Annotated in this window: 16 protein-coding genes and 2 other RNA genes; 17 read left to right on the top strand and 1 reads right to left on the bottom strand. The window is 62.3% G+C overall.

Annotated features, from left to right (window positions below; translation table 11 throughout):
- Positions 1–242: 242 nt before the first annotated feature.
- Positions 243–917 (bottom strand): S24 family peptidase, encoded by a 675-nt coding sequence (locus QMX85_RS07080; RefSeq protein ID WP_282339426.1) that lies wholly within the window; start codon positions 915–917, stop codon positions 243–245.
- A 570-nt stretch (positions 918–1487) separates the two neighbouring features.
- Here QMX85_RS07080 and QMX85_RS07075 point away from each other — a divergent pair.
- The 17 genes from QMX85_RS07075 (at position 1488) to QMX85_RS06995 (ending at position 10021) form a co-directional block, all read left to right on the top strand.
- Positions 1488–3527: a Mu transposase C-terminal domain-containing protein gene (locus tag QMX85_RS07075; RefSeq protein ID WP_282339425.1), complete on the top strand. Its 2040-nt coding sequence runs from the start codon at positions 1488–1490 to the stop codon at positions 3525–3527.
- A 40-nt stretch (positions 3528–3567) separates the two neighbouring features.
- Positions 3568–4290, top strand: coding sequence for an ATP-binding protein (locus QMX85_RS07070; protein WP_282339424.1), 723 nt, complete (start codon positions 3568–3570; stop codon positions 4288–4290).
- Entirely contained in the window at positions 4290–5066 is a 777-nt protein-coding gene (locus tag QMX85_RS07065; RefSeq protein ID WP_282339423.1) for a hypothetical protein, read from the top strand. Before QMX85_RS07070 ends, QMX85_RS07065 begins: the two co-directional genes overlap by 1 nt.
- Positions 5063–5434 carry a hypothetical protein gene (locus QMX85_RS07060; RefSeq protein WP_282339422.1) on the top strand — a complete coding sequence of 124 codons (372 nt, stop codon included), beginning with the start codon at positions 5063–5065 and terminating at the stop codon, positions 5432–5434. The genes QMX85_RS07065 and QMX85_RS07060 overlap by 4 nt, the downstream gene beginning before the upstream one ends.
- A complete protein-coding gene (locus QMX85_RS07055) occupies positions 5418–5732 on the top strand; it encodes a hypothetical protein (protein ID WP_282339421.1) in 315 nt (104 codons plus the stop codon). Before QMX85_RS07060 ends, QMX85_RS07055 begins: the two co-directional genes overlap by 17 nt.
- Positions 5732–6217 carry a hypothetical protein gene (locus QMX85_RS07050; RefSeq protein WP_282339420.1) on the top strand — a complete coding sequence of 162 codons (486 nt, stop codon included), beginning with the start codon at positions 5732–5734 and terminating at the stop codon, positions 6215–6217. Before QMX85_RS07055 ends, QMX85_RS07050 begins: the two co-directional genes overlap by 1 nt.
- Positions 6210–6590, top strand: coding sequence for a hypothetical protein (locus tag QMX85_RS07045; protein ID WP_282339419.1), 381 nt, complete (start codon positions 6210–6212; stop codon positions 6588–6590). The genes QMX85_RS07050 and QMX85_RS07045 overlap by 8 nt, the downstream gene beginning before the upstream one ends.
- Entirely contained in the window at positions 6587–7234 is a 648-nt protein-coding gene (locus QMX85_RS07040; RefSeq protein WP_282339418.1) for a DUF3164 family protein, read from the top strand. The genes QMX85_RS07045 and QMX85_RS07040 overlap by 4 nt, the downstream gene beginning before the upstream one ends.
- Positions 7235–7243: 9 nt before the next feature.
- Positions 7244–7513, top strand: coding sequence for a hypothetical protein (locus tag QMX85_RS07035; RefSeq protein ID WP_282339417.1), 270 nt, complete (start codon positions 7244–7246; stop codon positions 7511–7513).
- A gap of 28 nt (positions 7514–7541) precedes the next feature.
- Positions 7542–7841, top strand: a complete 300-nt coding sequence (locus tag QMX85_RS07030) for a hypothetical protein (RefSeq protein WP_282339416.1) — start codon at positions 7542–7544, stop codon at positions 7839–7841.
- An RNA gene (locus tag QMX85_RS07025) (hammerhead ribozyme type II) lies at positions 7841–7916 on the top strand. The genes QMX85_RS07030 and QMX85_RS07025 overlap by 1 nt, the downstream gene beginning before the upstream one ends.
- A 9-nt stretch (positions 7917–7925) precedes the next feature.
- Positions 7926–8600, top strand: coding sequence for a DUF2786 domain-containing protein (locus tag QMX85_RS07020; protein ID WP_282339415.1), 675 nt, complete (start codon positions 7926–7928; stop codon positions 8598–8600).
- Positions 8599–8669, top strand: an RNA gene (locus tag QMX85_RS07015) — hammerhead ribozyme type II. Before QMX85_RS07020 ends, QMX85_RS07015 begins: the two co-directional genes overlap by 2 nt.
- 5 nt (positions 8670–8674) lie before the next feature.
- On the top strand, positions 8675–8902 hold the full coding sequence (locus QMX85_RS07010; RefSeq protein WP_282339414.1) for a hypothetical protein: 228 nt from the start codon (positions 8675–8677) through the stop codon (positions 8900–8902).
- Positions 8899–9180: a hypothetical protein gene (locus QMX85_RS07005; protein WP_282339413.1), complete on the top strand. Its 282-nt coding sequence runs from the start codon at positions 8899–8901 to the stop codon at positions 9178–9180. Before QMX85_RS07010 ends, QMX85_RS07005 begins: the two co-directional genes overlap by 4 nt.
- Positions 9177–9578 carry a regulatory protein GemA gene (locus QMX85_RS07000; protein ID WP_282339412.1) on the top strand — a complete coding sequence of 134 codons (402 nt, stop codon included), beginning with the start codon at positions 9177–9179 and terminating at the stop codon, positions 9576–9578. Before QMX85_RS07005 ends, QMX85_RS07000 begins: the two co-directional genes overlap by 4 nt.
- Complete coding sequence (locus QMX85_RS06995; RefSeq protein ID WP_282339411.1) at positions 9575–10021, top strand: Mor transcription activator family protein; 447 nt, start codon at positions 9575–9577, stop codon at positions 10019–10021. Before QMX85_RS07000 ends, QMX85_RS06995 begins: the two co-directional genes overlap by 4 nt.
- Positions 10022–10252 lie beyond the last annotated feature (231 nt).

Here is a 10252-nt window from a genome sequence, read left to right as displayed (position 1 = left end):
GAGTGGAGGCGCGCGCCACGATGCCTCTCGGCTGACGATGGGCCGATGTGTGAGGGGGTGTTCTCTTTGGCACTAAGGGAAAACGAGGCGGAAGAAACCGGAAGAAACCGAACAAGCCAGGAACGACGCGGGCTTGCTGGGCGATGCCGGTGCCAAATGGTGCCAAACAGGTGCAGGGCGCGGTGATAGGCAGCAGATACGAAAAAGCCCGCATATAGCGGGCTTTTTGGCACTCGGGCTTCCTAAATCATCCAGCCGCCGGCCCAGACCACGCGGCCGATCAGTATCAGCTCATTCAGGCGTTCTTTCGGTACGTGAACCGGAGGGTACGCAGGGTTTGCGCTAATCACCTGCAGGCCGCCTTCGAACTGCAACTGGAGCCGCTTGGCGAAGAGGTGACCGCCCAGGTTGATGACGTACATCGCGTCCCCCCTCATGTCATTCCTACGCAGGTCGACCATCACGGTATCGCCGTCGCTGAGGATCGGTTCGTTGGAGTCCCCATCTACCCTGAACGCCGCAAGTTGCGCCACCTCCAAGCCCTTCTTCCGTAGGCTGTAGCGCGTGAAGGCCAGCTTGGTAAGCACCCGAGCGCTTTCATTCCAGGCGCCATGCCCAGCGCTCACGCGAGCGTCATACAGCGGGATATAGGCGTAGGTGTCCGAGTCCTCGGGCGGCGGCGCGACCCGCATCACTCCAGTCGCCAGCCACTCCAGGTCAGCATTGACCGAGTGAGCAATCGCCACTAGACGCGACACCTTCGGTTCGCTTTCCCCATTGAGGTACGACTCAAGAGTGCTTCGGGGAATCCCAGTTCGCCGTGACAGCTCTTCACCGCTGCCTGCCAGCGCCGCGCACTCGCGGATTCTCTCTCCCAGGCTTTGGGCAAATTTATCAAGGCTCTCGCTTTCGGCCATTTCGTTTTCCGCAGTTGGGAAAGCGAAGCGCCGTTCATCGCCTGAACGGATTTTCGCTTTCCAGAAATCTGTTTAAAAAACATCTACTTAGCCGAAATCGGCAAGGCAAATCCAGAAATCAGCAAAAGAACCTGCCGTTTTCGGTTGCCTGTCCTTCGGTAAATGACTAGCCTATTCACAAGGGAACGTTAGAAGCCCTTAAAAAACCACTCTGAAAGTGGCAACAGGAAGTCAAAAAATGAAGGCAAGTAACGAAATTCCGAAGGACCCAGCGCTACGTTGGGAATGGATCAAGTTCCAACTCCGTGCCCATGGCTCTTCCCTCTCTGACTTAGCCAGAAAACTTGGGGTTGAACGCAACGCTATGCACAACGTGAAGCGCCTGCCGTATCCACGCATGGAGCTAGAGATAGCTAAGACACTTGAGCTTGAGCCGTTCCATATCTGGCCCGAGCGCTGGGACTCCAATGGCACCCCGCATAGACAAAGGCCAAGCCGTACCGAAAGCCCTTCGGAAAATGGCTAGAAGTCTAACGCTTATTACCAAGAACACATAACGGGTTCAGATCGATGAACAACGAAGGTTGGTTTACGGCTAAAGAGCTTGCCGGGTTGCCTGGGATGCCGAGTTCTGAGCGCGCCATTCAAATGCGCGGTAAGGCTGCTTGGAATGGGCGCAAGCGCCCTGGTTCCAAAGCCACCGAGTATCCATTAACCGAGCTTCCGGAGGAGACGCAGGCAGCGCTGTTGGCTCAATCGGTATCGGTGGCTGCGGCGCCCGAAGCGGCGCCAGTGGGGGCGCAGCTTTCGGGCGAGCGTGACGCCAAATCGGCGTCACGCCTCAATGAAAAGCAACGTCGGGTCATGGCCGCAAGGCTGGCGTTTGTGCGTGAGATCGAGCGCATGAGCAACGTTTGGTCGCAGAAGCGCGCCATCAGCATGCTGGTAGCGTTGGCCCGCGATAACGGCTTGAGCCCCTACCTGATGGAAAGGGTCGAGAGCGCGAACGACCGTAAGTGCGGCGACCGCTCGCTGTCAGAACGCACGCTCAAGCGCTGGCTCGCTGCCTTCCGCGCCGAAGGCGAAGCCGGCCTCGCGCCCCTTCGCCAGCGTCCGAGTCTGGACGTGCCTGCCTGGTTGCCGGCATTCATGCGCTGCTTCCAGCGCCCGACCAAACCGAGCGTCGCCGCCAGTTATGCCGAATTCGCGGCCCGTTACGATGGCGCGTTGCCCAGCATCCACGCCGTGCAGCGCTTCCTGAAGAAGCTGTCGCCGGAGGCGCTGAACACGGGACGGATGACGCCGCAGGAACTCAAAGCCCTGCAACCGTTCCGCCGCCGCTCGACCAAAAATTTGTACCCCGGCGACGTGTACACGGCGGACGGTCACAAGTTCGATGCGGAAGTGCTCAACCCCTTGACCGGCAAGCCGTACCGGCCAGAGATCACCACCGTGCTCGATGTCGCCACCCGCCGCGCGGTGGGCGTATCGGTCGGTGAAGCCGAGTCCACCATCGGCGTGCTCGACGCTCTGCGCGATGCGGTGCGCAAGTGCATGTTCGCCATCTTCTACGTCGACAACGGTTCGGGCTTCGCCAATGACACCGTGCGCGAAGTAGTGGATCGGCTCGGTGGCAGCATGACCCATTCGCTGCCCTACAACAGCCAGGCGCGCGGCCTGTCCGAGCGCAGCCACCAGACCATCTGGGTGCGCGCCGCCAAGAAGTTGCCCAGCTACATCGGCGCCGACATGGACAAGCACGCGGGCACCAAGGTGCATCGAATCAGCCGCAAGCAACTGCGCGAGGCTGGCACCACCAAGCTGATCCCGACCTTCGGCGAGTTCATGGCCGGGCTCGAAGCGGAAATCGAGAACTACAACAACACGCCGCATCGTGCCCTCGGCAAAACCCGTGACACAACAGGCGCCCTTCGGCACATGACGCCGAACGAAGCCTGGCAGGCCGCTATTGGTGCCGGCTGGGAACCGCTTGCGGCGCCCGCCGCCCTGGTCGATTCACTGATGCGCCCGCAAGTGGTCCGCCAGACCCGCCGGGGCGAAATTGCATGGGCTGGGAACACCTATTTCCTCGATGCCCTACGCGACTTTCATGGACAAGAAATTCGCTTGGCGTACGACGTTAGAGATGCTGCGAGGGTCTGGGCACACACGTTAGACGGCGAGCTGATCGGCGAGGCGCTGCTCGATGGCAACAGCACCGACTACATGCCGAAAACCATGCTGGAGATGGGCCGCGAAAAACGCATGCAGGGCCAAATGAGGCGCGCGGTGGACAAGCTGGAAACGCTTACCGGGCAGCGCGTCGAGATGATCGCGCCGACCACCGCCGCCTCGGCCGTACTGGCACCGGAACAGCTCAGCGCCGCCCAGCAATATGCCGCCGCCCTGATGACGCACGAGAAGGTGTTCCAGGTGCCGGGGGACGACGTGGCTCGCTACCGGCTTTGGAACTCGATCAGTGCACGCGTCAAGGCCGGAGAGACGCTGAGCGGGGATGAAAAAACGTGGTGGGAGCTTTATCCGAGTCGCCCGGAATACGCGGTGATGAAACAGGTTTTTGAAGGCGCGAGCGAACAAGCCCGCGCTTGAGTTCACGGCTGCTGGGGAGTGGCCAACAAGGAGAAACGCAATGTCTGTATCGAAGATTGTTCCACTGACTAACGTAGGCCTGCTGGCTGGTGCGCTAGGGCGCGCCCAAGCACGCCCGGCTGGGTTGCCCGGTTTGATTGCCATGTACGGCCCGAGCGGCTACGGCAAGTCGGCCGCCGCCGCCTTTGCCGCCAACTTGCACCGCGCCTATTACGTGGAATGCCGAGACACCTGGAGCAAGAAGGCCTTCCTGCTGGCGGTGCTTCGCGAGCTGAGCATCCTACCGGCCCGCACCATGTCGGAAATGATCGACCAGATCGCCGTCCAGCTTTCTACGTCGGGGCGTCCGTTGATCGTCGACGACGTGCAATACCTGCTCGACAAAGCGCTGGCTAACATCCTGACCGATATCTACAACGCCAGCGAAGGCACCATCGTGCTGATCGGTGAGGAACGGGTGCCCTCCAGCCTCCAACGCCTGGAGCGCTTGCACAACCGCGTGCTGGAATGGGTGCCTGCCCAACCCGCCACACTGGACGACGTGCGCAAGCTGGCAGAGCAGAGCTATCCCGGCATCGTGTTCGGCGACGACCTTCTGGCCGACCTGAGCAAGGCGACCAAAGGCTGCCTGCGCCGCGTAGCCGTGAACCTCTACAAGGTCAAGTCCGAAGCTGAGGCCATGATGGTCGACCGCGTAGACCTCGCAATCTGGGGGCAGCGCGGCTGGTTTACGGGTGAGGCGCCGGCTCGGAGGGTCTATTGATGCTCCGCAAAGTCACCAGCACCAGCGCCGTGGTGAGCGGCAAGGCGGTGCGGCAATTCATCTGGGAAGCCATCCGCATCATGCGGGAGAGCTTTTCGGTTCACGACATCGTTCGCCGGTCCGGCCAAATGCCGAGCGACATTAAGGCGTACCTCAAGGCGTTGACGCTGGCCAGCGTTGTCGAGGTTATCGAAGCGGACGGCAGGAAGTGCATGGTCTATCGCCTGGTTCGAGACGAGGGCGTCGACCACCCGCGCCTGAACGCCAAAGGCGAGCGCACCACCGAGCACCTGGCCATCGAGAATGTATGGCGGACGCTTCGGATCATGGGCGGCGAGATGACCGTTGCCGATGTAATGGCTGCCGCCAATGTGGGCAAGGTATCGATCAGTAAGGTCAAAGTCGCCGCTTACCTGAAGGCTCTCACCGAAGCCGGCTATCTCGTCCGCATCAAAGGCGCAACCAGCCGCAAGCCGGATACCTACCAGCTCAAGCCCAGCCGCTACACCGGCCCGTGCCCGCCTGTTGTGAACGAAATGGAGTCGCTGCAGGTGTTCGATCCAAATCTTGGGCGGGTGGTGTACGCCAAGGCGGCGAATCGGCTCAGCGAGCCGTTCGAGGACGTATGGGCAAAGGCCGAGAGCCAACGTTTGCGCAACCTGCTCGCCGAGTGGCTGCGCATTGACGACTGGCGGGACGACGCCATTGCACCCCGTGATCTCATCGAGCGCACTCAGCTTGAACTGGCACCTGCTACTTCGGGGGCTCTGCAATGAACGTCGATCTTTCTTGCTGGGGCACTCAGCCGCCGCTGTTCGTCCAACTGCTGGCCGCCGAGGTGGCCGCCAGCGACCGCACCAAAGCTGCCGAGCGCATCGGCATGAGCCGCACGGCAGTCAGCCTGGTGCTGGCGAACAAGTACTCATCCCCCAGCACCGCAGGCGTGGAGCGCCGGGTGATGGATGTTCTTGGCCGCATCGAGTGCGTGGCAGTCGGCGAGATCGTTACGGTCGAGCAGTGCCAAAGCTACCGCGAACGCCCGGCGCCCACGCACAACCCGCGCGCCATGCGGCAGTGGCTGGCCTGCCAGAACTGCCCGATCAACCCCACCTGTTCCGGAGCCGGCAATGCAACTGTCCACTGACCGCACCCCGCTGAAGGTGCTCAACGTCGCGTTGGCAAACCAGCTCGCCGCCATCAACGGCGCAGCCCGTCTTTTGCGCCGCCTGAAGGTCCAGGTGCTGGAAACCGACGTAATCGGAAACCGCATCGTGATCGACCCGAACGACGCTTGGATTGTTTCCGCGTTCATCCCTATGGAGGGGTTTTCCAGAGGGTGCAGCGCAGGCAGTACGCGATATCGGATCGTCTACCAGGGCGTCACGTTTGAGTGGCGCGAGCCGATCAGCGCCGCGCGGCCTGCCGACTGGAGGGTGCATTGATGCGCACGCGCTGCCCGAACTGCGGCACTACGTTGAGCCTCGATGCCCTGATCGCCCACGACGGCGCCCGCGAGGCGCTGGGCGTGGCGTTCAAGTTGAGCGGTCCGCTTGGCAATACCCTGGTGCGTTACCTCGGTCTGTTCCGTCCGGAAACCCGCGAGCTGACGCTTGACCGCGTCGCCAAACTGCTCGGCGAGCTGCTGCCTGATGTGCAGGCGCAGCGGATCGAGCGCGGCGGCCAGGTCTTCGACGCACCCCCGGCCTGCTGGGTGTGGACCATCGAGCAGGCACTGGCCGCCCGCGAAAGCGGTCGGCTGGTCACCCCGCTGAAGGGCCACGGCTGGCTGTACCAGGTGATGAGCCAGTACCAGCCGGCTCCGGCTTCTGGGCTGGTCGTGCAGGACGCAGCGCCGCGCCTGGCCGCCCGCCCGCAGAGCCAGACCACGGCAGCAATGGCGGCCCTGCAGGAGCGCATGAATGGCTGAGAAGTGGCTGGAACGCGAGGTTATCGCCGGGCTGCAGGGCCTTGTCGCCCTGCGCCTCGACGGCGCCCCGGCTGCTGACGCCATCACGCACACGCTCGACATCTGGCTGGTCGCGATGAGCAAGGGTCGGGAATGGGACGCAGAGCAGGACGCTCCGCGTATCCGGTCGGCCTTCAGCACGCTGTTCGCCACTTGCGAGCGCTGGCCGGCTCCGGCTCGGCTGATGCGCGAACTCCCCGGCCGCAAGCGGCCGCCCGCACTGTCTAGACCGGCACAAACGGAAGAACAACGCCACAACGGCCGGCAAAAGATCGCCGAGATCCTCGCAGGCCTGAAACGAGTCCAACCCACTACGGAGCAACACCCGAAATGAGCAACATCAGAGAAGGCTATCGCGAGGACGCAAAAGGCAGCCTCGTTCCGCTGGACCGAATCAAACCCATCGACCTGGCGCGTGACGAGCTGGTGCTCGACCTAGTGCGTAAAGCCCAGGCCGTGTCGAAGGTGCTGGCCGCATTCAAGCATTCGGCATTCGGTGACATCCGCGCTTTCGTGGACCTGTCCGCCGAGCAGTACGGCGCAAACCTGGGCGGAAAGAAGGGCAACGTCACGCTGTTCAGCTTCGACGGTCGCTACAAGATCGTCCACGCGGTGCAGGACAGCATCCGCTTTGACGAGCGCCTCCAGGCCGCCCGCGCGCTGATCTTTGAGTGCGTCGATGATTGGCTGACCGAGGCCCGCTCGGAACTTCGGGTCATCGTCAACGAAGCATTCCGCGCCGACAAGGCGGGCGAAATCAGCGTTGGTCGCGTGCTTGCTCTGCGCCGCATCGAGATCACCGACCCGCGCTGGCAGAAGGCAATGACCGCCATCGGCGAAGCCATCCAGGTCGTCGGCTCGAAGAGCTACATCCGCATGTACGAGCGCGTCGGCGATACCGACCAGTACGAGCCGATCCCGCTGGACATCGCCAGCGTGCGTGCGGAGCCCGAACCCACTGCGATCACCCTTCACTAGAGGTACGTCATGAACGTCATTGCCTACTGCAACAAAGACGCCTCCATCAAGTTCGGCGCAGCAATTCCCGATGGTGCATTCGGGATCGCCCGAGGCAACAAGGCCGTGCTGGCCAAGGTGCTTGCCGGAACGGCCATCGTCGAGGTGGACAGCAACACGCTAATTGTCCCCGGCATGCGTGAAAGCACCAGCGAGCGCGGCGCGTTGACTGCCCTGGCGCAGTTCATCCAGCAGCTCGATCAAATCGACCAGCCCGGCTTCAGGGCGCTGGGTGCCTGACACGCAACAACCTGATTAAGAGCGCGACATGACGCTCGCCAACCAACACCACCACCACATTGAGAGCAGGAAGTACTCCATGGCAAAGCTACAGATCACCCTTGAAGACGATAACGAACACGGCGTTGTGACCATCAGCCTGAATGGTGCTGGCGTCGACACCAAGGCGGGCCGCCTCGCAATGGCCATGATGAACCAGGCGCGCCTGGTCTCCCGCATTCCCGCACCTGATGGCCTTTTCCACTCTGCTGTCTGCCACATCGGTTGTGGCTGCGATACCTGCCAGGCAGTGCGCGAGCTGGCCGAGACGAAACCGACGATCCACTGATGCGAAACCGCCCCGGCCGAAAGGCCGGCGGCGGTCTGCCGGGCGTGGTTGCCCGGTACTGATGAGCAGCCGCCCGAGGACGAAATGGATCAAAGCAAAGCCCTGGACAAGATCAAGAAATGCTTGCGCCTCGCCGCAAGTGACAGCCCGAACGAAGCGGCGGCCGCCCTGCGCCAGGCTCGCGCATTGATGGAGAAATTTGGCATCGGTCAGGCAGATGTCGCGATGGCAGACGTGCATGAACATGGCGCGCGTAGCGGCTCCAAGATCAACCCTCCGATCTGGGAGGCAGGGCTTGCCAACACGGTCGCCAGCTCCTACGCCTGCAGGATCATCTTCCTCGCCGGGCGTGGTGACTGGAGCTTCATTGGCGAGGCTGCTGAAGTTGCTGCCTACGCAATGACGGTGCTGCTGCGGCAGGTCCGTCATGCGCGCCGTGACTTCATCGGCAACCATCTCAAACGCTGCAAGCCGGCTACCAAGACCAAGCGTGCGGACGTTTTCTGTAACGCCTGGGTCTGGTCCGTTCGCAGGAAGGTCCAGGATTTTGCCAGCGCGGCGCCATCTGCCGCCGTCACCGCGTATATCGAGCGGCACCACCCGGAACTGACAACCGGCGCTGCCATTGACCGGAACGCCGGTAAAGGCAAGGCGTTGAGCGCCCGCAGCCTGAACGATGCAGCGATGGGCATTTGTGCAGCGGACGGCGTGCGGCTGAATCATGGCGTGGACGGCGAAGCGCCGCTGGCCCTGACCTGAGCGAAACCGCCCTGGGTAACTGGGGCGGTCTGCCGGGCGTGGTTGCCCGGTACTGATGAGCAGCCGAGGGATACATGCAGTTGTTCCACAACCGCGCCGATTGGGAGCGTTGGGTCGCTGGCCTTGCCGGCGTCTCCGTTCGTTTTCACTACAACGTCCCAGCCGAACCAAGCCACTACCCCTGCTTTGGGTATGCGGTCATGGACTCGTTCGAACCGGGCTATGAGGCCGAGTCGCCACGCTATCTCTATGCCGCCGACGTGTGCTCGATGGCAGCAACGTTGCTGGGGCGAGTGGCATGACCGAGGAAACCAAGGCCGAGCGAAGTCGTCGCCTCGCTCGCGAGCGCCAAGCGGCGCGGCGTGCACGTACCGCTCGGCATCGCGAAGCCATGCAGGCCGAGACACTCAAAATGGAAATCTACGGTGGAACACGTGCGGACATCGACCTGATGCGCACCGCCGCCGAGTGCTCCGAAGCCGAGGTGCTGACCCTCGGCATTCACTATCTGGGGCGCATGGCCCGGCTCGATCCGGCCGGGTTTGTCAGCGCGCTCGATCCGAGGAACCTACAACGATGAGCATAGGGTTGAAGAAGATACAAATCGCCCGGCGCCAGCTTGGCCTGGACGACGACACCTACCGCGCGCTGCTACAGCGCGTCGCGGGCGTCAGTTCGTCGACCAAGCTGACGCCGCGCCAGGTCGGCACGGTGCTGGCTGAGTTCGAGCGCCAAGGCTGGAAGCCGAAGGCAAGTGCCAAAGGGCGTGCCGCGCCACGTCCGGCGCCAGACCGAAAGGCACTGATGGGTAAGGTGGAAGCGTTTCTCGCTGAAGCCAACCGGCCGTGGGCATATGCGGATGGGATGGCGCAGAAGATGTTCCAGGTCGAACGGGTGGAATGGCTTGACGCTGATCAGCTGCGTCGCCTTGTTGCTGCGCTTAGCTACGACGCACGCCGAAATGGGAGGAAGCAATGAACGAGCAACTGTTCGAGGATGACAGCGACCGGCTCGATCCGGCCAAGGTCTTGGCCCACATGGAAGACCCAGCCGTGATGCACCGCTGGGAAGGCACGCTGAAAGAGATGTGCGAGATTGCCGAGGCAGAACTGCGTATTCGGCTGCCCAATCAACTCGACTTGGTGCCGGAGCTGGCGCGCTCCGTCGTGTTCGCTATTTGCGACACCATGGGCGGCTCGGTGATCTATCTGCCTCGCGGTGACGCGCTGAAGAAAGCCATGCGCGACGCGGCGATCTTCCGGGAATGGCGCGAGCACAACGTCCAGCCCCCCGAGCTGGTGCGCAAGTACCGGCTGGCGTCGCCAACGATTTATGACATCATCGCCCGTCAACGTGCCTTGCATCGCCGCAACGAGCCCGATTTGTTCGGGTTCGATGACCCCACAGGGAGTGTTCATTGATGTCCGAAGTACAGACGCTGAAGAGAAGCGCAGGCGTGGATGCATGGTTATGGCCGATAGCCTTTTCACCGTTGGCCTGGTTCGGTATGGACGCGCTGTCTGGCTTGACTCTCGTGTTTGCGCTGATCGTGATCGGCCTATGCGCCCTGGACATTCAGCAGCTCAGGAAAGCCGGCCTTAACTCCCCCTCGATCTGGTGGAGCCTTTTGACTCCTGGCTACCTCTATAACC

It is taken from the genome of Pseudomonas sp. PS02288 (genome assembly GCF_029959715.1).
Lineage (GTDB): Bacteria > Pseudomonadota > Gammaproteobacteria > Pseudomonadales > Pseudomonadaceae > Pseudomonas_O > Pseudomonas_O kuykendallii.
The sequence above is the reverse complement of the archived record's forward strand: the minus strand, read 5'-3'. Positions and strand labels throughout refer to the sequence as shown.

Bases quoted from the DNA above. Each gene is read 5' to 3' on its own strand.
- QMX85_RS07075 (WP_282339425.1), top strand. From the start codon at position 1,488: ATGAACAACGAAGGTTGGTTTACGGCTAAAGAGCTTGCCGGGTTGCCT.
- QMX85_RS07010 (WP_282339414.1), top strand. From the start codon at position 8,675: ATGCAGTTGTTCCACAACCGCGCCGATTGGGAGCGTTGGGTCGCTGGC.
- QMX85_RS07005 (WP_282339413.1), top strand. From the start codon at position 8,899: ATGACCGAGGAAACCAAGGCCGAGCGAAGTCGTCGCCTCGCTCGCGAG.
- QMX85_RS06995 (WP_282339411.1), top strand. From the start codon at position 9,575: ATGAACGAGCAACTGTTCGAGGATGACAGCGACCGGCTCGATCCGGCC.
- QMX85_RS07045 (WP_282339419.1), top strand. From the start codon at position 6,210: ATGGCTGAGAAGTGGCTGGAACGCGAGGTTATCGCCGGGCTGCAGGGC.
- QMX85_RS07030 (WP_282339416.1), top strand. From the start codon at position 7,542: ATGACGCTCGCCAACCAACACCACCACCACATTGAGAGCAGGAAGTAC.
- QMX85_RS07035 (WP_282339417.1), top strand. From the start codon at position 7,244: ATGAACGTCATTGCCTACTGCAACAAAGACGCCTCCATCAAGTTCGGC.
- QMX85_RS07065 (WP_282339423.1), top strand. From the start codon at position 4,290: ATGCTCCGCAAAGTCACCAGCACCAGCGCCGTGGTGAGCGGCAAGGCG.
- QMX85_RS07040 (WP_282339418.1), top strand. From the start codon at position 6,587: ATGAGCAACATCAGAGAAGGCTATCGCGAGGACGCAAAAGGCAGCCTC.
- QMX85_RS07080 (WP_282339426.1), bottom strand. From the start codon at position 917: ATGGCCGAAAGCGAGAGCCTTGATAAATTTGCCCAAAGCCTGGGAGAG.
- QMX85_RS07060 (WP_282339422.1), top strand. From the start codon at position 5,063: ATGAACGTCGATCTTTCTTGCTGGGGCACTCAGCCGCCGCTGTTCGTC.
- QMX85_RS07050 (WP_282339420.1), top strand. From the start codon at position 5,732: ATGCGCACGCGCTGCCCGAACTGCGGCACTACGTTGAGCCTCGATGCC.
- QMX85_RS07020 (WP_282339415.1), top strand. From the start codon at position 7,926: ATGGATCAAAGCAAAGCCCTGGACAAGATCAAGAAATGCTTGCGCCTC.
- QMX85_RS07070 (WP_282339424.1), top strand. From the start codon at position 3,568: ATGTCTGTATCGAAGATTGTTCCACTGACTAACGTAGGCCTGCTGGCT.
- QMX85_RS07055 (WP_282339421.1), top strand. From the start codon at position 5,418: ATGCAACTGTCCACTGACCGCACCCCGCTGAAGGTGCTCAACGTCGCG.
- QMX85_RS07000 (WP_282339412.1), top strand. From the start codon at position 9,177: ATGAGCATAGGGTTGAAGAAGATACAAATCGCCCGGCGCCAGCTTGGC.